Annotated in this window: 20 protein-coding genes; 12 read left to right on the forward strand and 8 right to left on the reverse strand. The window is 69.1% G+C overall.

Features of this window, described 5'->3' with window-relative positions; genetic code table 11:
- Nucleotides 1-157 precede the first annotated feature (157 nt).
- A complete protein-coding gene (gene hisC / locus ACWC24_RS02860) occupies nucleotides 158-1237 on the reverse strand; it encodes a histidinol-phosphate transaminase (protein ID WP_450661054.1) in 1080 nt (359 codons plus the stop codon).
- A 434-nt stretch (nucleotides 1238-1671) separates the two neighbouring features.
- Here hisC and ACWC24_RS02865 point away from each other — a divergent pair, with 434 nt between their 5' ends.
- The 3 genes from ACWC24_RS02865 to ACWC24_RS02875 all read left to right on the forward strand — a co-directional run bounded on the left by ACWC24_RS02865 (nucleotide 1672) and on the right by ACWC24_RS02875 (nucleotide 5437).
- Entirely contained in the window at nucleotides 1672-2784 is a 1113-nt protein-coding gene (locus ACWC24_RS02865) for a LacI family DNA-binding transcriptional regulator (RefSeq protein ID WP_450661055.1), read from the forward strand.
- Nucleotides 2785-3297: 513 nt separating this feature from the next.
- Nucleotides 3298-4380: a metallophosphoesterase gene (locus tag ACWC24_RS02870; protein WP_450661056.1), complete on the forward strand. Its 1083-nt coding sequence runs from the start codon at nucleotides 3298-3300 to the stop codon at nucleotides 4378-4380.
- Between the two features lie 181 nt (nucleotides 4381-4561).
- Nucleotides 4562-5437: a hypothetical protein gene (locus ACWC24_RS02875; RefSeq protein WP_450661057.1), complete on the forward strand. Its 876-nt coding sequence runs from the start codon at nucleotides 4562-4564 to the stop codon at nucleotides 5435-5437.
- A 111-nt stretch (nucleotides 5438-5548) separates the two neighbouring features.
- Here the strand turns inward: ACWC24_RS02875 and thiC are convergent, their stop codons facing one another.
- Entirely contained in the window at nucleotides 5549-7351 is a 1803-nt protein-coding gene (gene thiC / locus ACWC24_RS02880) for a phosphomethylpyrimidine synthase ThiC (RefSeq protein WP_450661058.1), read from the reverse strand.
- A 241-nt stretch (nucleotides 7352-7592) separates the two neighbouring features.
- On the opposite strand from thiC, the gene ACWC24_RS02885 reads away from it, so the two are divergent.
- Complete coding sequence (locus tag ACWC24_RS02885; protein ID WP_450661059.1) at nucleotides 7593-9140, forward strand: YibE/F family protein; 1548 nt, start codon at nucleotides 7593-7595, stop codon at nucleotides 9138-9140.
- Nucleotides 9141-9335: 195 nt separating this feature from the next.
- On the opposite strand, the gene ACWC24_RS02890 is transcribed toward ACWC24_RS02885, so the two are convergent.
- The 4 genes from ACWC24_RS02890 to ACWC24_RS02905 form a co-directional block, all read right to left on the reverse strand.
- On the reverse strand, nucleotides 9336-9773 hold the full coding sequence (locus ACWC24_RS02890) for an SsgA family sporulation/cell division regulator (protein WP_450661060.1): 438 nt from the start codon (nucleotides 9771-9773) through the stop codon (nucleotides 9336-9338).
- 98 nt (nucleotides 9774-9871) lie between these two features.
- The gene (locus ACWC24_RS02895) at nucleotides 9872-10669 is read right to left on the reverse strand and encodes an IclR family transcriptional regulator (RefSeq protein WP_450661061.1); all 798 of its coding nucleotides are present in this window, start codon (nucleotides 10667-10669) and stop codon (nucleotides 9872-9874) included.
- A gap of 267 nt (nucleotides 10670-10936) precedes the next feature.
- Nucleotides 10937-11149, reverse strand: coding sequence for a DUF5326 family protein (locus ACWC24_RS02900; RefSeq protein WP_450661062.1), 213 nt, complete (start codon nucleotides 11147-11149; stop codon nucleotides 10937-10939).
- A gap of 147 nt (nucleotides 11150-11296) precedes the next feature.
- Nucleotides 11297-11614, reverse strand: coding sequence for a cupin domain-containing protein (locus ACWC24_RS02905; RefSeq protein ID WP_450661063.1), 318 nt, complete (start codon nucleotides 11612-11614; stop codon nucleotides 11297-11299).
- A gap of 59 nt (nucleotides 11615-11673) precedes the next feature.
- Between ACWC24_RS02905 and ACWC24_RS02910 the strand changes: the two genes are divergently transcribed.
- The 8 genes from ACWC24_RS02910 to ACWC24_RS02945 all read left to right on the forward strand — a co-directional run bounded on the left by ACWC24_RS02910 (nucleotide 11674) and on the right by ACWC24_RS02945 (nucleotide 17494).
- Nucleotides 11674-12054, forward strand: coding sequence for a phage holin family protein (locus tag ACWC24_RS02910; RefSeq protein WP_392614034.1), 381 nt, complete (start codon nucleotides 11674-11676; stop codon nucleotides 12052-12054).
- Between the two features lie 7 nt (nucleotides 12055-12061).
- Nucleotides 12062-12553, forward strand: coding sequence for a low molecular weight protein-tyrosine-phosphatase (locus ACWC24_RS02915; RefSeq protein WP_450661064.1), 492 nt, complete (start codon nucleotides 12062-12064; stop codon nucleotides 12551-12553).
- On the forward strand, nucleotides 12550-13719 hold the full coding sequence (locus tag ACWC24_RS02920) for a cystathionine gamma-lyase (RefSeq protein ID WP_450661065.1): 1170 nt from the start codon (nucleotides 12550-12552) through the stop codon (nucleotides 13717-13719). The genes ACWC24_RS02915 and ACWC24_RS02920 overlap by 4 nt, the downstream gene beginning before the upstream one ends.
- Before the next feature lie 240 nt (nucleotides 13720-13959).
- Nucleotides 13960-14862, forward strand: coding sequence for a LysR family transcriptional regulator (locus ACWC24_RS02925; protein ID WP_450661066.1), 903 nt, complete (start codon nucleotides 13960-13962; stop codon nucleotides 14860-14862).
- An 88-nt stretch (nucleotides 14863-14950) separates the two neighbouring features.
- Nucleotides 14951-15433 (forward strand): NUDIX domain-containing protein, encoded by a 483-nt coding sequence (locus ACWC24_RS02930; RefSeq protein ID WP_450661067.1) that lies wholly within the window; start codon nucleotides 14951-14953, stop codon nucleotides 15431-15433.
- 149 nt (nucleotides 15434-15582) lie between these two features.
- Nucleotides 15583-16449, forward strand: coding sequence for a GNAT family N-acetyltransferase (locus tag ACWC24_RS02935; protein WP_450661068.1), 867 nt, complete (start codon nucleotides 15583-15585; stop codon nucleotides 16447-16449).
- Between the two features lie 124 nt (nucleotides 16450-16573).
- On the forward strand, nucleotides 16574-17032 hold the full coding sequence (locus ACWC24_RS02940; RefSeq protein WP_450661069.1) for a MarR family winged helix-turn-helix transcriptional regulator: 459 nt from the start codon (nucleotides 16574-16576) through the stop codon (nucleotides 17030-17032).
- Nucleotides 17033-17041: 9 nt separating this feature from the next.
- Nucleotides 17042-17494, forward strand: a complete 453-nt coding sequence (locus ACWC24_RS02945) for an N-acetyltransferase family protein (protein WP_450661070.1) — start codon at nucleotides 17042-17044, stop codon at nucleotides 17492-17494.
- A gap of 65 nt (nucleotides 17495-17559) precedes the next feature.
- Here ACWC24_RS02945 and ACWC24_RS02950 read toward each other — a convergent pair whose 3' ends face one another.
- Together ACWC24_RS02950 and dnaB are read right to left on the reverse strand one after the other, a co-directional pair.
- On the reverse strand, nucleotides 17560-18954 hold the full coding sequence (locus ACWC24_RS02950) for a serine hydrolase domain-containing protein (protein WP_450661071.1): 1395 nt from the start codon (nucleotides 18952-18954) through the stop codon (nucleotides 17560-17562).
- Nucleotides 18955-19016: 62 nt separating this feature from the next.
- Nucleotides 19017-20495: a replicative DNA helicase gene (dnaB, locus tag ACWC24_RS02955; RefSeq protein ID WP_450661072.1), complete on the reverse strand. Its 1479-nt coding sequence runs from the start codon at nucleotides 20493-20495 to the stop codon at nucleotides 19017-19019.
- Between the last annotated feature and the right edge of the window lie 69 nt (nucleotides 20496-20564).

Genomic DNA, 20564 nt, shown 5'->3' on the forward strand with positions numbered 1-20564 from the left:
GCCGCACGGCCCGCACGGCCCGGCGGGACCCCGCCGCCCGGCGGGCCTCCCTCGCCTTCTGCCCCGGGCGCGGTCGCTGCACCCTCGGCGGTCGGTGTCTGTTCCACGTGGAACAGACACCCCTCACGTCGGTCTTCGGCCCGTCGGGCCGGGATCCCTAGAGGTCCCTGCGGAATCCTTCCGCCACCTTCAGGAAGATGTCGTTCGCCTCGTTCTCCCCGATCGTCACCCGCACACCCTCACCGACGAACGGCCGCACCACGACGCCCGCCTGCTCGCACACCGCCGCGAAGTCGACCGTGCGCTCGCCCAGCCGCAGCCACACGAAGTTGGCCTGGGTCTCGGGCACCGTCCAGCCCTGGGCGCGCAGCGCGTCGACGACGCGCGTGCGCTCGCACACCAGGGAGCCGACCCGCCCGAGCAGCTCGTCCTCGGCGTTCAACGAGGCGACCGCCGCGTCCTGCGCGAGCTGGCTCACCCCGAACGGGACCGCCGTCTTGCGCAGCGCCGCGGCGACCGGCTCATGGGCGATGGCGAATCCGACGCGCAGGCCGGCGAGACCGTACGCCTTGGAGAACGTGCGCAGCACACAGACGTTCGGGCGGTCGCGGTACAGCTCCACCCCGTCCGGCACCTCGGTGTCGCGGATGAACTCCCGGTACGCCTCGTCGAGCACCACCAGCACATCGCTGGGCACCCGGTCCAGGAAACGTTCCAGCTCGGCCCGGCGCACCACCGTGCCCGTCGGGTTGTTGGGGTTGCAGACGAAGATCAGTCGGGTGCGGTCGGTGATCGCGTCCGCCATCGCGTCCAGGTCGTGCACGTCGCCCGCCGTCAGCGGGACCTGCACCGACGTGGCACCGCTGACCTGCGTGATGATCGGGTACGCCTCGAAGGACCGCCAGGCGTAGATCACCTCGTCGCCCGGCCCGGAGGTCGCCTGGATCAGCTGCTGGGCGACGCCGACCGAACCGGTGCCGGTCGCCAGATGGGAGACCGGGACGCCGAAGCGGTCGGCCAGCTCGTTCATCAGGGCCGTGCACGCCATGTCCGGGTAGCGGTTGAAGGCGGAGGCCGCGGCCGTCACGCTCTCCATCACACCGGGCAGCGGCGGGTACGGGTTCTCGTTGGAGGACAACTTGTACGCCACCGGGCCGTCGGCCGCGGCGGGCCTGCCCGGCTTGTAGGTGGGGATCCCCTCCAGCTCGGCGCGCAGCTTGGGGCTCGTCTCGCTCACCGCAGTCCTCCTTGTGACCACCACCGCTTCCAATACTTCTCACCTTATGAGGATTGGGCGTGGCTGCGCACGGGTGGTGCCCGACCTCTTCGCCGCCGGAGCTGTCGGCCGGGGCGAACTCATGCGTCACGGCAACATCAGAGGCACCACCGGACGGAGACACACACTCCAGGGGGGCGTGTCGTACATATATCTACGCGCCGGTGGCTCACGCCGTGGCGCGCATCCCTCGTGAAGGTGAGTTGAGACCTCTTCGAGACATCGGACACTTGGCAGGTCGGCGCACCCCGGCAAGTCACGTACTGACACTGAATCGATCAACTGACTTGCTTTCTAAGGCAGTTGCCTGTTTATGACCATGCAGAAACGTGCCTGTCAACGCGTGCATATGCGCCCGCCCTACCCCACCGCCTGAGCCCTACTATCGGCTCGCCATGACAGCAGCAGGGAAGCACCAGGTGAGCCGCGCGGAAACCTCACGTCGAGGCAGCCGGCCGGGCCGGGCGGGCATCAGGGATGTGGCCGCCGCCGCCGGAGTCTCCATCACGACCGTCTCCGATGCCCTCAACGGCAAGGGCCGGCTCCCCGACGCCACCCGACGCCATGTCCGCGAAGTCGCCGACCGACTGGGCTACCGCCCTTCGGCCGCGGCCCGAACCCTCCGTACCGGCAAGTCGGGCCTCATCGGCCTGACCGTGACGACGTACGGGGATGAACCTTTCACCTTCACGGAGTTCGCGTACTTCGCGGAGATGGCCAGAGCGGCCACCTCTGCGGCGCTCGCCCGCGGCTACGCCCTCGTCATCCTGCCGGCGACCTCGCGCCACGACGTGTGGTCGAACGTCGCCCTGGACGGCACGGTCGTCATCGATCCCTCGGACCAGGATCCGGTCGTCAGCGAGCTGGTCCGCCAGGGGCTGCCGGTCGTCTCCGACGGCCGCCCGGCCGGCTCGTTGCCGGTCACCGCCTGGGTCGACAACGACCACGAGGCCGCCGTCCTCGGCATCCTCGACCACCTGGCCGACGCCGGCGCCCGGCGGATCGGCCTGCTCACGGGGACGACGACGGACACCTACACCCGTCTGTCCACCACCGCGTACCTGCGCTGGTGCGAGCGCGTCGGCCAGGACCCGGTGTACGAGGCGTATCCCGCGCACGATCCGTGCGCGGGCGCCGTCGCCGCCGACCGGCTGCTCGCCCGCCCCGACCGCCCCGACGCGGTCTACGGCCTGTTCGACCCCAACGGCACCGATCTGCTGGCCGCCGCCCGCCGCTACGGGCTGCGCGTCCCGGACGACCTGCTGCTGGTCTGCTGCAGCGAGTCCACCGTGTACGCCACCACCGAGCCGCCCATCACCACGCTCTCGCTGAAACCCCGGCGCATCGGCACAGCGGTGGTCCAGTTGCTCATCGACGCCATCGAGGGCGTGGAGTCCGACCTGCCGGTCGAACAGGTGATACCCACCGAGCTGATCGTGCGCACCTCCTCCCAGCGGCGCCCGCCACGCACCACGGTCAGTCCGCCGAGGACTCCCGACCGGAGATAGCGAGCGCTCACGGAGCGAGCCGGGGCCCTGGGGACGCCTCGGCCGCGCGACGCCGCCGTGCGGCCCGCACAGGGGACGGGCCGCGCAGAGGGCGGACCGCACAGGGGAGCGGGCCGGGCCCGTGGCCGGCCGCGGCGGCTGTGCCGGCCGTGGTCACCGCCCGGCCGCGGCACGGTGGACGAAGGTACCGGCCCGCTCCCCCCGCGGGACGCGTGAGCGTGGCTCCGCCCCCGACCGGCAGAGCCGCCAACGAGAGTTCCCGATCCTGGGACAGAGCTGTGACATCGGCGCCCGACCGCTCTCGTGGACCGGCGAACGCCTGCGCCGACAGGCGGCGAAGAACGGACTCATCGGGGCAAAACCGGCGGCGGATCGGAGTCCTGTTCTGATTCACCACCCCTGGGTCATCACACGGCACGATCCGCATTCCTATGATGGGCCCACGGCACCGTGGGACGCTGCGACCAGGCAGTCCGAAACGGTGCAGATGCGGCGCGATGGTGGAGGGGTCTGATGACTCAGGGGGCCGGTCAGGGACCCGAGGTGGAGCGGACGGCGACGTTGCGCGACTTCCGGGTGCCCGCGTACGTCCATGAGACCGGTCCGTACGCCCATGACGTCCACGCCGGCGAGACCGTCGCGCCCGCGGAGGATGCGGTGGAGCATCCCGACGGGTACACGCCCACCCAGCGCGACCTGCCGGTGATCAACCGGGGCGACACCCTTCAGGTCGCCGTCGAACCTGCGGCCGTCACGGTCCCGCAGCCCGCCACCGGACCCGGTCCGCTGTACGTCGTCGGCGATGTGCACGGCTATCTCGACGAGTTGGTCGCCGCTCTGCAGGCCAAGGGCCTGATCGACGCGGCCGGCCAGTGGTGCGCGGGCACCACACGGCTGTGGTTCCTCGGCGACTTCACCGACCGCGGCCCGGACGGCATCGGCGTGATCGACCTCGTGATGCGGCTGTCCGCGGAGGCCGCCGCGGCCGGCGGCTACTGCAAGGCGCTCATGGGCAACCACGAGCTGCTGCTGCTCGGCGCCAAGCGGTTCAACGACACCCCCGTCAACTCCGGCGCGGGCACGGCCACCTTCCAGGCGGCCTGGCTGCTCAACGGCGGCCAGAAGACCGACATGGACCGCCTCCAGGACCACCACCTCCAGTGGATGGCCCGCCTCGACGCCATCGAGGAGGTCGACGGCCATCTGCTCGTCCACTCGGACACCACCGCCTACCTCGACTACGGCGACTCGATCGAGGCGGTCAACGACACCATCCGCGAGGCCCTCACCCGCAACGACGCGGACGAGGTCTGGGACCTGTTCCGCAAGTTCACCAAGCGCTTCTCCTTCCGCGACGAGGGGGGCGCGGACGCCGTCCGCTCCCTGCTCGACATGTACGGCGGCACCCGGATCGTCCACGGCCACAGCCCGATCCCCTATCTGCTGGGCGAGGTCGGCTCCGAGGACGACGAGGACGGCAGCCGTCCCGTGGTCGACGGACCGCACGTCTATGCCGAAGGTCTCGCGATCGCGATGGACGGCGGTGTGACCATGGCCGGAAAACTGCTGGTCCAGCAACTTCCTCTGTCGGTCTGAGCGTTCGCGGGGCTCGCCTCCGGCAGACGGAGCCCCTACAGGACGACACCCAATTCTGGAAACCCCCTGTCACCCCGAGCCGTAGCCGCTCTACTATCGGCTTATCCGTAGCAGGCTCCCCTCCGTTTCTGCCCGACGGCTCGTCGCCATGCGAGCCTCAAGCCCTACGGAGCATCGGGGGATGCACATGAACAGCGTTCCGCAGCACCTGCTGAGCGAGGACCGCCAGGAGTACGAGCGGGTCCTCGGTGAGGCGCTGCGCTCCGCACCACACCGCCCGGAACTCGCCGCTGTCGGACAGCGGCTCAACCCCGAACAACTGCGCACCATGGCGCTCAACGCCACCGCGCTCATCACGGCGGCCGCGGCGACCGAATACCAGCACTACGTGAAGGTCCGCGAGGAACTGCGCCAGCCGGCGCCGTCCACCCCTTCGTCACCCCTGCCCGTGTCCGGCTCCGCGGAGCCGGACACGGGCGGCGCGTTGGGGCTCGCCGCCACCATGGGGGAGGTCGCGGAGACCGCCGGCGCAGGCGCCGTCGCCGTCGTCGCGGTCCTCGCCCCCGTCCTCGCCGGAACCGCCGCGGCGATCTTCCTGCTCGTGGGCTACATACTCAAGATGCTCGACCCCGAGCCGACGATCGCCCAGACCATGATCACCGCCGGATGGGTGTTCGGTGCCATGACGGCGGCCGCGATTCTCGTGGCCACCGTCGGACTGCTGCTCACCGCACTGCGCAACCGGCCCTCACTCGAAGCGGAATCGCAGGCCGCGCTCAACGAGGAAGTGACCCGGGCCAGGGAGGCCTGGTGCGAGGCCCTCCTGGAGCGGGGCATCCTGCCGTTCCTGCGAGAGGCACTCGCCCAACCCGGCACGGCGATCGCGGGACACCGCACCGCCCCGTCGGCACCGACCGGCCGCATCCCCCGCCTCGGCTACGACCGTCCGGGCTTCACCAGCCCCGACGACGGCCCCGCCGCGGGTCCGCGCCCGAGCTACACGAGCCCGGACTTCACCAGCCCGGACTTCGGCGGCCCGGAGCACCAGCCGGAATAGCCCCTCGGCTTGCGCCCCCGCAGGGAAGGCGCAGGCCGAGCATCCGGCCGGGTCACCGACGCGGGCACCGGCACCGGAAGCCGGCCGGAGCCCGGCCGACGCGTTCGGACCTCAGTCCGCGATGGGCAGGTACACCCGGTTCCCGCTCGCCGCGAACTCCTTCGATTTCTGGAGCATCCCCTCGGCGATCTCGGCGGACGACGCCCCCTCGGCCGCCGCCCCGCCGAACCGCTCCGTGATGCTCTGGCTGATCTTCATCGAGCAGAACTTCGGCCCGCACATCGAGCAGAAGTGGGCCGTCTTGGCCGGCTCGGCCGGGAGTGTCTCGTCGTGGAACTGCCGTGCCGTGTCCGGGTCTAGAGCGAGGTTGAACTGGTCCTCCCACCGGAACTCGAACCTGGCGTCGGACAACGCGTCGTCCCAGTCCTGGGCACCGGGATGCCCCTTGGCCAGATCGGCCGCATGGGCAGCGATCTTGTAGGTGATGACACCGGTCTTGACGTCGTCACGGTTGGGCAGGCCCAGGTGCTCCTTGGGCGTGACGTAACAGAGCATCGCCGTGCCCCACCAGGCGATCATCGCGGCGCCGATGCCGGAGGTGATGTGGTCGTACGCCGGTGCGACGTCCGTCGTCAGGGGGCCGAGCGTATAGAACGGAGCCTCATCGCAGATCTCCTGCTGAAGGTCGATGTTCTCCTTGATCTTGTGCATCGGGACATGGCCCGGGCCCTCGATCATCGTCTGTACGTGGAAACGCTTCGCGATCCGGTTGAGTTCCCCGAGGGTCCTCAACTCTGCGAACTGCGCCTCGTCGTTGGCGTCGGCGATCGATCCCGGCCGCAGACCGTCGCCCAGCGAGTACGTGACGTCGTAGGCGGCGAGGATCTCGCACAATTCCTCGAAGTTCTCGTAGAGGAACGACTCCTTGTGGTGCGCGAGGCACCAGGCAGCCATGATCGAGCCGCCGCGCGAGACGATGCCCGTCTTGCGGTTCGCCGTCAGCGGCACGTACGGCAGCCGGACACCCGCGTGGACGGTCATGTAGTCCACGCCCTGCTCGGCCTGTTCGACGACGGTGTCCTTGTAGATCTCCCAGGTCAGCTCCTCGGCCCTGCCGTCGACCTTCTCCAGGGCCTGGTAGAGCGGCACCGTGCCGATGGGCACCGGGGAGTTGCGCAGCACCCACTCCCGGGTGGTGTGGATGTTGCGGCCGGTGGACAGGTCCATGACCGTGTCGGCACCCCAACGGGTCGCCCAGGTCATCTTCTCCACCTCCTCCTCGATGGAGGAAGTGACGGCGGAATTGCCGATGTTGGCGTTGACCTTCACCAGGAACCGTTTGCCGATGATCATCGGCTCGATCTCCGGATGGTTGACGTTCGCGGGCAGCACCGCCCGGCCCGCCGCGATCTCCTCGCGGACCACCTCGGGCGCCACGTTCTCCCGGATGGCCACGAACTCCATCTCGGGCGTGATCTCACCGCGGCGCGCGTACGCGAGTTGGGTGACCGCCTTGCCGTCGCGGCTGCGGCGGGGCTGGCGCGGCCGCCCTGGGAAGACCGCGTCGAGGTTGCGCAGCCCACCGCGCGGTGAGGTGTGCTTGATTCCGTCGTCCTCGGGGCGGACGGGGCGACCCGCGTACTCCTCGGTGTCTCCACGTCCGACGATCCAGTTCTCCCGCAGGGGTTGCAGGCCCCTGCGGACGTCGGTCGCGTGGGACGGATCGGTGTACGGGCCCGATGTGTCGTACAGCGTGACCGCCTGCCCGTTGGTGAGGTGCACCTGGCGGACCGGCACCCGCAGGTCGGGGCGTGAGCCCTCGACATACGCCTTGTGCCAGCCGATCGACGTTCCGGCCTCCTGGGGCTGTCCGCCCTGATCGGAGGCAGGCGTGCGCACGTCCTTGTTGGTCATGAGACCTACTCCCTACGCCGGCATTACCCGGTAACAGGTTCAGCGGTCGACGCAGCGGCTTCCGTCAACAGAAGTTTCATGTGAAACATCACTCGTTCCACGTGAAACATCGCAAAAACGGAGGTCAGCGCCCTCTCAGCCCGGTGCTCCGAGCTCCCGCGTGTGCAAAGGTGCCTCCACGCTAGCGGCATGTGTGGCGCGGTGAACAGTGGGCCTCCGCCGTTCTTGCGATGATCGGGCGGTGACCACGACCCAAGAGCCTCCGTACCCCCTCCCCGAACCGCCGCGCAGGCCCGGTGCCGGCCACGGCCACGGGAGCGGTGGCAGCACCGGTCCAGGGCGTGCTCATGACTTCAACGAGGGGCAGCACTACGGGCAGAGCCATGGGCCCGGGCAGAGCCATGGACAGGGACAGGAGCCGGAACCCGGCCACGGCCACGGCCACGGCCACGGCGAGCGGAACACGGAGTCAGGTGGCGGCCACGGCCATACGCACAGCCATGGGCCGGCCGCCCCCGTCTCCAAGCACCTGCGCAAGGTCATCGCGGCGGTCCTCGTGCCGTTCGCGGCCGCGGTGGTGGTCGGGCTGATGGTGCTGTGGCCCGGTGGCGCCCCGGCGCACGAGCGCACCGGGGTCGGGTTCGACCGGCAGACCCAGCAGGCCACGGTCACCGGTGTGGTGAACGTGAGCTGCGCCTCGGTGAACGCCTCGGGCGGCTCCTCCCCCGGTGGCGGTTCCGCCACCGGGGGGTCGTCCGCCCAGCAGAAGTCGAACAGCACCTGCAAGAAGGCGACGATCGAGGTCGGTACCGGTTCGGACAAGGGCCGTACGTTCACCGAGATCATCCAGCCGGACCAGTCACGGCAGTTGCACGAGGGCGAGAAGGTGGTGGTCGCCTACGAGCCCTCCGCGCCGAAGGACCTCCAGTACTCGGTCACCGACGTCGACCGCCGGATCCCGGTCACACTGCTCGCGGGCATCTTCGCCCTCGCCGTGGTGGTCGTGGGACGGCTGCGGGGCGTGATGGCGCTGGTGGCGCTGGCCATCAGCTTCCTGATCCTGAACCTCTTCATCCTGCCCGCCATCCTCCAGGGTTCGAACCCGCTGGTCGTGGCAGTGGTGGGGTCGAGCGCCATCATGCTGATCGCCCTGTACCTGTGCCACGGACTGTCGGCGCGTACCTCCGTGGCGGTGCTCGGCACCCTGATCTCGCTGCTTCTGATCGGCGTGCTCGGCTCGCTGTTCGTCGACTGGGCCTCGCTCACCGGCAACACCGACGACAACACCGGCCTGATCCACGGCCTGTATCCGTCGATCGACCTGAGCGGTCTGCTGCTCGCCGGCATCATCATCGGCTCGCTCGGTGTCCTCGACGATGTGACGGTGACGCAGACCTCGGCGGTCTGGGAACTGCACGAGGCGAATCCGTCGATGGGCTGGCGGGGCCTGTACCGCGCGGCCATCCGCATCGGACGCGATCACATCGCGTCCGTGGTGAACACCCTTGTCCTCGCCTACGCGGGCGCGGCGCTGCCGCTGCTCCTGCTGTTCTCGATAGCGCAGAGCAGCATCGGGGCGGTCGCCAACAGCGAGCTGGTCGCCGAGGAGATCGTGCGCACGCTGGTGGGCTCGATCGGCCTGGTGGCATCGGTGCCGGTCACCACGGCGCTCGCGGCCCTGGTGGTCGCCGCGGACCGGCAGGGCCCGGAGAGCGCCGCGGCAGCGGCTCCGGCCGGTGACCAGCCGACCGTCGCACGCGGCGGGCGGGGGCGTCGGCGCAAGCGGTGACCCCGTCCGGAATCCCGGAGGGGACGGCGGCCAGAGGCCCCACGAGCGCCCCGGCCCGACGGCGGCACCGAACGTACCTTCCCGGGCCCCACGAATCGTTCCTACGGGCCCCCACGCCCCACAGAAGCGTTCCTGCTGGCCCCCCGGGCCCCGCCGAAGCTTCCGGCGTGCCCCCGGTGCCCCGCGTCCCGCGCTTCAGCCCGCGCTCTGTTCCTCCGCCAGGATGCGGTCCAGGGCCTCGTCGAGATGGGCGTCGAAGTCGGCGAGGACCCCTTCCTGTCCCAAGGGCACCAGCTTGTCGGTGCGGTCGAGGAAGGCCACCAGCGGGGCGGTCGACGAACGGAACAACGCCTGGTCGACTCCGACCTGAAGCCGGATCAGGACCTCGCCCAGCGAGTCCGGTTCGACGGGCGCGACCCGGACATCCCCCTCACCGCAGGGCCGGCCGACGCCGTCGATCAGCAACTCCCGCCCGAAGGCCCAGGTCACCGGTGCGTCGCCGGGAAGGTGGAAGGTCAACCGCACGGCGTACGGATCACTGGACTCATAGCGCAGCTCCACCGGAATGCGGAACGAGAGCTCCTCGGACACGAGAAAGCTCATCATGACCTCTGCCTGTACCGACTCGCGCATCGCCTACCCCGTCATATGCCGTCGAATGGCCTGGAATGAACCCCTGCATTTGATGGCATCTTGCTGAACGTGCACGACAGATCACAAGGAGTGATTTTTCAGATGCTGATAGAGAGTCCCAGCGAACCGGTAAGTCGCCCGATCTCGGCCTGCAACTGCTGTACGGCGGGGAGCAGTCGGTCGGACTGACGGGCGGGCAGTGAGATGGCCATCGCCGCGGCGGTGGTACCCAGCGTGATCGGGATGGCCGCGCACACCGCCCCCAGCGCGTACTCCTGGCGCTCGGTCACCGGACCCAGCCGTCGCAGCCGCTCCAGCCGCCGTAGCAGGGTGCGGTTGTCGTGCACCGTGTACGGGGTGAGGGACCGCACGGGGTAGCGGCTCAGGTGGTCACGGCGCGCTTCGTCGTCCAACTGGGCCAGCAGGCACTGGCCGATGGCGTGCGCGTGCCCGGTCTCGCGGAAATCCGCCCACTCCTCGACCGCCGGATTGCCAGGAGTGTCGGAGACGCACAGCATCTCGATCTCACCCCCGCGGTACACGGCGTAGTAGACGGGGGCACCGATGGCATCGCGCCACTGCGCGAGCAGGTCGACGACCGTGCTGCGACGTTTCTGCGTCGCCCCGCTGCCGCCCAGCCGCTCGGCGGCCTCACCCAGGAAGAACAGTCCTTTGTCGCGACGCAGATAGCCCTCGTGCACGAGGGTGCGCAGCAGGTGGTAGGCCGTGGGAAGGGCGAGCCCCGTCTCGCGGGCCAGTTGTTTGGCGGGGGCTCCGTGCTCGTGCGCGGCGACGCACTCCAGCAGACGCATCGCGCGCTGTACCGACCCGATCAGGGTGGTCGTCGCGGAGTGCGGCTGCTCGGGGACCGAGGCGGAGGGCGGGCGCGGCACCACGGGGATGGTGGAACACGACCGGGTAAGGGGTGGACAGGTGTCTGTCGATGCGGTGTCGACCGTGGCCAAGGGGGCACTCCCGTTGCGCGAGGGGGCGGCCCGTGCGGGGGAACACGGGCGGGGATGTACGCCGCTCGCGGGGGTCTTCCCCGCGTCGAGTTCCGGACTTTATCCGCCTGCCACCGCTCACCGACGGGCTGCCCGGAAAACTTCCCTCGCCCGAGGGAACCGGTGATTCCTGTTACCGATCACCGGTTGCCCCTCACCTCACCAGTCGCTGCGCGACGAGGAGCTCGACATGAACTTCCGCACGACGTAGATCAGTCCGCCGACCAGAGCGACGAAGACCAGGACCTTGAACAGCAGGCCGATCACGATGGTGACGACCGTGGCTATGAGGCTGCCGAACACGAACAGGGCGATGACCGGCACCGCGATCCACTTCACCCACCACGGCAGTCCCGCGAAGATCTCCTGCATCGTCCTCGTCCTTTGCTTCTCCGCCCGGCGTTCCGGGAACCGATTGTCGTCCTGCCCAGAATGCTAGGGCCGAAAGGGGGTCGAGCGGGGGCCTCGCACCCCTTGCCGTTCCCTGACCCTTCCCCTAGGGAACCCGGAGACCGCCGCTCAGGCTTCGGGCGGAGAGAAGACCACCAGAACCCTGAGGTCCTCGCTGATGTGATGGAACTTGTGCGCGACTCCGGCCGGCACGTACACCACGCTGCCACGCGCCACCTGCGTCGTCTCCATGCCGACCGTGATGTCGGCGCGGCCGCTCACCACGAAGTACACCTCGTCCTGGTTGTGCGGGCCCTGGCCGTCCCGGTCGCCGGCGTCGAGCGCGTACAGGCCGACCGACATGTTCCGTTCGCGCAGAAACTGCAGGTAGGCACCGTCGTTGGCGGCGCGCTCCGCCTCCAGTTCGTCCAGCCGGAATGCCTTCATCGCTCTTGTCCGCTCCACACCTCTGCTCGAATCCGATCTCTTCTGCCACGATCAGACACATGAAGAATTTCGTAGTCAAGACGATCGCCAACGCGGGAGCCCTGGCGATCGCCGTGCTGCTGCTCGACAAGATCACCCTGACCGGTGACAGCACGGGCAAGAAGGTCGGCACCCTCATCCTGGTCGCCCTGGTCTTCGGCCTGGTGAACTTCCTGGTGAAGCCGATCGTGAAAGTGCTCACCTTCCCGCTGTTCCTCCTGACGCTCGGCCTGATCACCCTGGTCGTCAACGCGCTGATGCTGCTGCTGACCTCATGGGTGTGCGGGAAGCTCGACCTCAGCTTCCACGTCGACGGCTTCTGGACCGCCGTCCTCGGCGGCCTGATCATCTCGATCGTCTCCTGGGCCCTCAACATCGTCCTGCCCGACGGCAAGGACTGAGCACTCGATGACCTACCGCGTCTGCTTCGTGTGCACGGGGAACATCTGCCGCTCGCCGATGGCCGAGTCCGTCTTCCGCGCACACGTGGCGCGGGCCGGACTCGACGACCGGGTCGAGGTCGACAGCGCCGGCACCGGAGGCTGGCACGAGGGCGCGGACGCGGACCCGCGCACCGTCGCCGTCCTCGAGGACGCCGGCTACGACAGCGATCACACGGCCCGACAGTTCCTGGCCGCCTGGTTCTCCCGCCTCGACCTCGTGATCGCTCTCGACCACGGCCATCTCAGGGAGCTGCGCCGGCTCGCACCCACCGAGGAGGACGCGCGGAAGGTGCGGCTGCTGCGCTCGTACGACCCTGCCGCCGGGGACGACCTCGACGTTCCGGACCCCTACTACGGGGCCATGAACGGTTTCGAGGAATGTCTTGAGATGGTGGAGGCGGCGAGCACCGGGCTGCTCGCCGCGGTACGTGAACATCTGGAAGGACGGGCGGCATGAGCGACTCTGCCAGCAACGACGGAAGCGGTACGGCGGTTCCCCCCGGCGCGGGCGACGGAACGCGCGCCGTGCGGGCAGGGCTTCCGGAGCCTGTCAAGCACGAACCGACGCTGCCGGGACCGGTGTTCGCCGCTCACTTCCATCTGCCGGGCGAGCCCACCGGCCCGTACGCCTACGGACGGGACGAGAACCCGACCTGGACCCATCTGGAGCGGGCCATCGGCGAGCTGGAGGCGCCCGGCGGTGAAGGTGTCGAGACACTCGTCTTCGCCTCCGGGATGGCCGCCATCTCGTCGGTGCTCTTCTCCCAGCTGCGTGCGGGCGACGCGGTCGTGCTGCCCAGCGACGGATACCAGGCGCTGCCCCTGGTGCGGGCCCAGCTGGAGGCGTACGGCGTCGAGGTGCGTACCGCCCCCACCGGCGGCGACGCCCAGCTCGACGTCCTCGACGGCGCCAGGCTGCTGTGGATCGAGTCCCCGTCGAACCCGGGGCTCGACGTCTGCGACATCCGACGGCTCGTCGAGGCGGCGCACGTGCGTGGCGCCCTGGTGGCCGTCGACAACACCCTCGCGACGCCGCTCGGGCAGCGCCCCCTCGAACTCGGCGCCGACTTCTCCGTGGCCAGCGGGACCAAGCAGCTCACCGGGCACGGCGATGTCCTGCTGGGCTATGTCGCCGGCCGCGACCCTGAGGCCATGGCCGCCGTACGCCGCTGGCGCAAGATCGTCGGTGCGATCTCCGGACCCATGGAGGCCTGGCTCGCACACCGCTCGATCGCCACGCTCCAGCTGCGCGTCGACCGGCAGAACGCGTCCGCCCTCACCGTCGCCCAGGCGCTGCGGCAGCGCCCCGAGGTGAGCGGGCTGCGCTATCCGGGACTGCCCGACGACCCGGCGCACAAGATCGCATCGGAGCAGATGCAGCGCTTCGGATGCGTGGTGTCCTTCACCCTGCCCACGCGTGAGCGGGCCGACCGCTTCCTCGACGCGCTGCGGCTCGTGGACGACGCGACGAGCTTCGGCGGAGTGCGCTCCACCGCCGAACGGCGCGGACGCTGGGGCGGCGACGCGGTGCCGGAGGGCTTCATCCGTCTTTCGGTCGGCGCGGAGGACCCCGCCGACCTGGTGGCGGATCTGCTGCACGCGCTGGACGAATCGGTGGACTGACCTGCGCGCGGACGCCCCGACGGTGTCCCGCTCCGCACGACGGACGGTCCGAGCCTCCCCCCTCGTGGCTCGGACCGTCCCGGTTCCGCGCGCTGAGAACCGCGCGACCAAGGCTAGTTGACTGTGTGTCAGTGTCCAATCACAGTAGCGACAGGGACCTATCGACATATTTATAGTTGAGCGCGGCAGCAGGTCGGCCGGAAGGATCTGAAGCGGGGCGGCGAGAGGGGAGGGCACTGCGTGGATCTCGCCTTGCTGCGTACCTTCGTGACGGTGCACCGAGCCGGTTCCTTCACTCGAGCCGCGGCTCTCCTCGGACTCTCCCAGCCGGCCGTCACCTCCCAGATCCGCACACTGGAGCGGCAGGTGGGCCGTCCCCTGTTCTTACGGCAGGCCCGCGGGGTGACTCCGACGACCATCGGCGACGAACTCGCCCACAAGGCCGCGCCTCATCTGGACGCCCTGGTGGAGATCGCCGAAACCGGCCTGGACGAGGATTCCTCGTTGCGCACCCTGCATCTGGCGGGACCACCCGAGTTCACCGCCGAACGGGCCCTGCCCGCGCTCACCGAGCTGGCCGGCCACGGCGGCCAGGGGCTCGCTCTGCGCGCCTCCTTCGGCACAGCCGAGGAGGCCCTCGAAGGGCTGGCTGCGGGACACCACGATCTGGCCATCAGCACGGCCCGTCCACGCGGCGCCCTGCTCACCGCGACTCCTCTGTGCGACGAGGAGCATGTCCTGGTGGCCGCTCCGAGCTGGGCCGAACGGATCGAACCCTGGAGACGACGCAAGGGCGCACCCGTCCTGGAGAACCTCCCCGTCGTCGAGGTGCACGAATCGCTGCCGTTCATGTCCCGTTACTGGGCTTCCGTCTTCGACTCCCGGCCCGCCGCTTCAGGTGCCGTCATCGTCCCCGATCTGCGCGCCGTCCTGGCGTGCGCGTGCGCGGGCGCCGGTCTCGCGGTGCTGCCGCGCTATCTGTGCGCCTCCGCCCTGGCCCGCGGTGATGTGGTCGCGCTGCACGAGCCGGCGGTACCACCGCTGCGGACCTACTTCCTCGTGGTGCGCACCGGCACACTGGTGATGCCGCACATCGCGCGGGCCCACGAGTGGCTCCAGCGGGCCGCCACCGACTGGTGCTGAGCCGGTTTCCCCGCAATGTCACGGGAAATTCGCCTGCAATGATGTTTCGCAATGTTTCACGTGGAACGAGCCGGGCCACATTTCTCCCATGACCGTCCGACCCGTGGTCAAGCGCACCGCCCGAGCCGTTCTCCTGGACGGCGACCATCTGATCCTGATCAAGCGCACCAAGCCCGGCGTTGATCCCTACTGGGTGACGCCCGGTGGCGGGGTGGAGCCCGAGGACCCGACTGTCGTCGATGCCCTGCACCGCGAGGTGTACGAGGAGCTCGGCGCCAAGATCACCGACGTCGTGCCCTGCTTCGTCGACACCGTCGAGCACATCGGCGCGGACGGCGGCGCGACCGGGGTGAAGGTGCAGCATTTCTTCGTGTGCCGACTGGAGTCCATGGACCCGTCCCTGCGGCACGGCCCCGAGATCGACGAGCCCGCCGGCGAGTACGAGATCGTCAGGGTGCCGTTCACCCGGGTCGGCATTGCTTCCGTACACCTGGTGCCCCTGTCGCTACGGCACTACCTCGACGGGAACATCGAGGGCGTACGCGCCATGCACGCCCCCGATCTGGGCTGAACAGGACGCCTGCCGTTCGCCGGTGTTTCACGTGAAACACCCTCGTTCTCTGCGCGCCCTACGGCCCCCGTCACAGCATGGCCAAAAGCATGTATGTCTCGTTCGAAACAGGTGGACGCCGAGGCCACCGGTCGGACAGCCTGACCTGCGTGCGCACTCCTTCCCTCGCCGCTCTCCCCGTCCGCTGTCTGACGCTTCGCGATCTCTCCGCCTGCGCCGACCTGTCGGAGGATCGGGGGTGGCCCCGGGAGGAACATAAGTGGAGCTTCCTGCTCACGGCCGGAACGGGATACGGCATCGACGATCCTGACGGCGGCCTCGTCGCCGCCTGCACGGTCACCGAGTACGGTCCGCAGGAGCGTCCCGCTCTGGGTGCCATCGGCATGGTGCTGGTGGCCGAGCGGCATGCTCGTCAGGGGGTCGGTCGCCGGCTGATGCGCCGCATCGTGTCCACGATGGGTCCCACGCCGCTGACACTGCACGCGACACCGAACGGTCTTCCGCTGTACGAGGAACTGGGCTTCAAGGTCACCGCACGGGCCGAGATGGTGTGCGGAAACTTCACCCCCGACGGGAGGCGGCCCGGCATCGTCACCCGCGCGGCCACTGCCGCGGATCTGGCGGAGATCCTTCTGCTCGACGGTGAGGTCTTCGGCCTTGACCGCACCCACATCGTCACGCGCCTGCCCGCCTTCACCGATCGGCTGTGCGTAGCCGTGGAGAACGACCGGATCATCGGCTACGCAGCCATCTGGCCCAATATGGAAACCCATGTGGTGGGCCCGCTGATCGCCCGTGACACGGAGACGGCCAAAGCCCTTGTCACCGCCCTCGCCGCCCACACCGACCGTCCGCTGCGAACCGATGTCGACGTGCGGCACGAAGAACTGCTGACGTGGTTGAAGGAGCGCGGTCTGGTGTCCGTCGCCTTCAACGCGGTCATGACGTACGGCGTCCCGGAACTGCCGGGCGACTGGAGCCGACGGTTCGCTCCTGTGACGGTGGCGGCAGGCTGACCTCGGCGAACAGGCCCAGGATCACCCACAGCCGCAATAATTGCATCCGCTGACTATCTGTAGCCGCACATTATTGCATCTGTGCCCTATCCTGGATTCGGCCGCCCGGGACGGAGGAGACGCCATGACAGCGACAGACCCCGCACTCACCGCCCTCGCTCAGGGCTGGTGCGCCCTGTCCCTGCTCCACGGCCGAATCGAGGCCCACGTCGAGCGCGCGCTCCAGGCCGGACACGATCTGAGCGTGCGCGAGTACTCCCTGCTCGACGTGCTGAGCCGACAGCACGACGGCGACGGCGGGCATCTCCAGATGAAGCAGGTCGCCGACGCCGTCGTACTCAGCCAGAGCGCCACCACCCGCCTGGTCACCCGGCTGGAGGACCGCGGCCTCCTCGAGCGCTATCTGTGCCCCACCGACCGCCGTGGCATCTACACCAACGTGACCGAGGACGGCATCGAACTGCTGGCGCAGGCCCGGCCCACCAACGACGTCGCCCTGCGCGAGGCACTCGACGAGGCGTCGAAGAACGCCGAGCTCGCACCGCTGGTCCGGGTCGTGGAGGCGCTCAACGTGCCCGCATAGGGTGTGGCCATGGCAGATTTCGATATTCGACCCGCCACGACAGACGACATACCGGCGATCGTCGCGATGCTCGCCGACGATCCGCTGGGCGCGCAGCGCGAGTCACCGGATGACCTGAGCCCCTATCGGACAGCCCTGGAGCGTCTGTCCGCCGATCCGAACCAGCATCTGATGGTGGCGGTACGCGAAGGTCGGGTGATCGGCACACTCCAGCTGACGATCGTTCCCGGACTCTCCCACAAGGGCGCCACCCGCTCGATCATCGAAGGCGTACGCGTCCACGCCGACGAGCGTGGCAGCGGCCTGGGAACCCGCTTCATCCAGTGGGCCGTCGACGAGTCCCGGCGTCTGGACTGCCAGTTGGTGCAGCTGACCTCCGACTCGTCCCGTACGGACGCACACCGTTTCTACGAGCGGCTCGGCTTCACCGCCTCGCATGTCGGCTTCAAGCTCCGCCTCTGACACAAAGAGCGGTCTGTTTCACGTGGAACAGACCGCTCTCCCGTCCTCGCCGGATCCCCGACGCCCTACTGGCGCTGCTCGAGACCTCGCCATCCGTCCGGGTCCACGCCACCGGGCACCGAAGCCGCCCTGTCGTAGGGCTGACGCGTGAACACGAACGACCCGAGATCCAGGTGGTCCACGGACCCGTCCGGGCGTCGTACGGCCTTCAGGAGCTCTCCGGCGTAGTAGCCCTCCAGCCCTGTCCAGGTGCCGTCTTCGTTCGCCCGGAACCGTGAGCGTCGACCGGTGCCGGACAGCGGCTCCAGCGAAGCCGCGCCGTCGGCCGTCAGGCGCAGCGCAAAAGCCTGGGTCCCCCAGTACCACTGCCCCGTCAACTCCAGGTCGGCCGGAGCGACTTCGAGCGACGGCCGCCAGGGTGCGGGAATCCGCGGCTCGGCCTCCGCGACGATGCGGACGAGATCGGCGCCCACAGCGCCCAGCAGCGGCCCGGAGGTGCAGTTGGCCAGCACCACCGCGGCGACGTCGTCGTCCACACTGATGGTCAGGTTCGCGAGAAAGCCGGGCAGCGAACCGGAGTGACCGACCAGAAGTCGTCCGTGACGCTGCTGAATCTGCATGCCGAGGCCATAGCTGACGCCGTCCATCACGTCCGACGGCTCGGCCGGGGCAGCCGGCGTCCGCATTTCCCGCACGGTGTCGCCGCTCAGCACGCGGTCGTCCCCCCGGGCCAGGAAGACGGCGAAGCGAGCCAGGTCACCGGACGTGGACCAGAGCTGTCCGGCCGGCGCCATGATCCCCAGATCCTCCAGGGGCTCGGGCAGCAGCGCGTCGGCCCACGGATGCACCGCCCATCCACCCGCGTGGGGCCCCTGAGGCTGGGCACTTGTCCGCTCCAGTCCCAGGGGTTCCAGCACTTCACGCCGAAGGACGTCCTCCCACGGGGCGCCGCGCAGCTTCTCCACCAGCGCTCCCAGCAAGGTGTATCCGGGATTCGAGTAGTGGAACCGACGACCGACGGGGTGCAGAAGGGGCTGTTCACCGAGCACATCGACGAGTTCCGGCCGAAGCGATCCCGGAGTGCGCTCCCACCAGGGAGCAGGAGACTCGGCCGCGATCCCGCCGGTGTGGGCCAGCAGATCGGCGATGGTGACCTCACCCGCGCCGGTCCCCGGCAGATGCTTCTCCAGCGGATCACCCAGGTCCAGCAGGCCCGCGTCACGCAGTCTGAGGACGAGCACGGCGGTGAAGGTCTTGGTGATCGAGCCGATCCGGTACTGCACATGCTCGTCCGGCCCGTGCCCGTCCACCGAGGTCCGGGCACCGTGCCAGACGGCCTGCCCGTCCCGTACGACGGTCGCGACCAGCGACGGCGCCCGCCCCTCCGCCTGGGCCACGGCGATACGGTGGAGCAGCGCACGGCATGTGCTGGGAAGCAGTTGTTCCTGAGAAGACGTCATGGGCCCCAGTCCACCCGGCCCGGCATCCCACGTCGAATTCATATCGCCGGAGCCGCCCTGGATCAGGTCTGTGCCATGTCCACGAATCGCGAGTAGTGGCCCTGGAAAGCCACGGTGATCGTCGCCGTCGGGCCGTTACGGTGCTTGCCCACGATGATGTCGGCCTCGCCCGCGCGCGGCGACTCCTTCTCGTAGGCGTCCTCGCGGTGCAGCAGGATCACCATGTCGGCGTCCTGCTCGATGGAGCCGGACTCACGCAGGTCGGACACCATGGGCTTCTTGTCCGTGCGCTGCTCGGGACCACGGTTGAGCTGGGAGAGCGCGATCACCGGCACCTCCAGCTCCTTGGCGAGGAGCTTGAGGTTACGGGACATGTCCGAGACCTCCTGCTGACGGCTCTCGGAGCGCTTGGACCCGCCGGCCTGCATCAGCTGGAGATAGTCGATGATGACCAGCTTGATGTCGTTGCGCTGCTTGAGCCGACGGCACTTCGCGCGGATCTCCATCATCGACAGGTTCGGGGAGTCGTCGATGAAGAGCGGCGCGGACGACACCTCGGGCATCCGGCGGGCCAGCCGGGTCCAGTCCTCGTCCGTCATGGTGCCGGAGCGCATGTGGTGCAGGGCGACACGGGCTTCGGCGGACAGCAGACGCATCGCGATCTCGTTGCGGCCCATTTCGAGAGAGAAGATGACGCTCGGCAGGTTGTGCTTGATCGACGCGGCTCGGGCGAAGTCCAGTGCGAGGGTCGACTTACCCATGGCGGGTCGGGCGGCGATGACGATCATCTGGCCGGGGTGCAGACCGTTGGTGAGCGAGTCGAGGTCGGTGAAGCCGGTGGGCACACCGGTCATCTCACCGCTGCGCGAGCCGATCGCCTCGATCTCGTCGAGCGCCCCCTCCATGATGTCGCCCAGCGGCAGATAGTCCTCGCTGGTGCGCTGCTCGGTGACCGCGTAGATCTCGGCCTGGGCCCGGTTGACGATCTCGTCCACATCGTCGTCGGCCGCGTAGCCCATCTGGGTGATCCGGGTGCCGGCTTCGACAAGACGGCGGAGTACCGCCCGCTCGTGAACGATCTCCGCGTAGTACTCGGCGTTGGCCGCCGTCGGGACGGTCTGGACGAGCGTGTGCAGATACGACGCGCCGCCGACCTTGTTGATCTCACCGCGCTTAGTGAGCTCCGCGGCGATGGTGATCGGGTCGGCCGGCTCGCCCTTGGCGTAGACGTCGAGGATCGCCTGAAAGATCGTTTCATGGGCGGGCTTGTAGAAGTCGTGGCCTTTGAGGACCTCGACGACATCGGCGATGGCGTCCTTGGACAGCAGCATGCCACCGAGGACGGACTGCTCGGCGTCGAGGTCCTGCGGAGGTACGCGCTCGAAGGCCGTGCCCCCGCCCTCCCACGCACCGTCGTCCCGGCCTCGGTCGTGCTGCTCGCCGCGGCTGCGACCGCCGTCGGCGCGGTGGCGGGACGTGGGCAGACGATCACTGGGACCGCTGTCGGCCCACGGATCGTCCAAGGGCTCGGAAATGCTCACCGAGCCACCTCCTCCCGTCCGCGGAGCGGACCTCGCCGCGCTACTCATTTCTACGGCACGGCACTGACA

This window comes from Streptomyces sp. NPDC001443 (assembly GCF_053597355.1).

Excerpts from the sequence above, each read along its gene's own strand:
- ACWC24_RS02865 (WP_450661055.1), top strand. The coding sequence starts at position 1,672 with ATGACAGCAGCAGGGAAGCACCAGGTGAGCCGCGCGGAAACCTCACGT.
- ACWC24_RS02870 (WP_450661056.1), top strand. The coding sequence starts at position 3,298 with ATGACTCAGGGGGCCGGTCAGGGACCCGAGGTGGAGCGGACGGCGACG.
- ACWC24_RS02875 (WP_450661057.1), top strand. The coding sequence starts at position 4,562 with ATGCACATGAACAGCGTTCCGCAGCACCTGCTGAGCGAGGACCGCCAG.
- thiC (WP_450661058.1), bottom strand. The coding sequence starts at position 7,351 with ATGACCAACAAGGACGTGCGCACGCCTGCCTCCGATCAGGGCGGACAG.
- ACWC24_RS02890 (WP_450661060.1), bottom strand. The coding sequence starts at position 9,773 with ATGCGCGAGTCGGTACAGGCAGAGGTCATGATGAGCTTTCTCGTGTCC.
- ACWC24_RS02900 (WP_450661062.1), bottom strand. The coding sequence starts at position 11,149 with ATGCAGGAGATCTTCGCGGGACTGCCGTGGTGGGTGAAGTGGATCGCG.
- ACWC24_RS02905 (WP_450661063.1), bottom strand. The coding sequence starts at position 11,614 with ATGAAGGCATTCCGGCTGGACGAACTGGAGGCGGAGCGCGCCGCCAAC.
- ACWC24_RS02910 (WP_392614034.1), top strand. The coding sequence starts at position 11,674 with ATGAAGAATTTCGTAGTCAAGACGATCGCCAACGCGGGAGCCCTGGCG.
- ACWC24_RS02915 (WP_450661064.1), top strand. The coding sequence starts at position 12,062 with ATGACCTACCGCGTCTGCTTCGTGTGCACGGGGAACATCTGCCGCTCG.
- ACWC24_RS02920 (WP_450661065.1), top strand. The coding sequence starts at position 12,550 with ATGAGCGACTCTGCCAGCAACGACGGAAGCGGTACGGCGGTTCCCCCC.
- ACWC24_RS02930 (WP_450661067.1), top strand. The coding sequence starts at position 14,951 with ATGACCGTCCGACCCGTGGTCAAGCGCACCGCCCGAGCCGTTCTCCTG.
- ACWC24_RS02940 (WP_450661069.1), top strand. The coding sequence starts at position 16,574 with ATGACAGCGACAGACCCCGCACTCACCGCCCTCGCTCAGGGCTGGTGC.
- ACWC24_RS02945 (WP_450661070.1), top strand. The coding sequence starts at position 17,042 with ATGGCAGATTTCGATATTCGACCCGCCACGACAGACGACATACCGGCG.
- ACWC24_RS02950 (WP_450661071.1), bottom strand. The coding sequence starts at position 18,954 with ATGACGTCTTCTCAGGAACAACTGCTTCCCAGCACATGCCGTGCGCTG.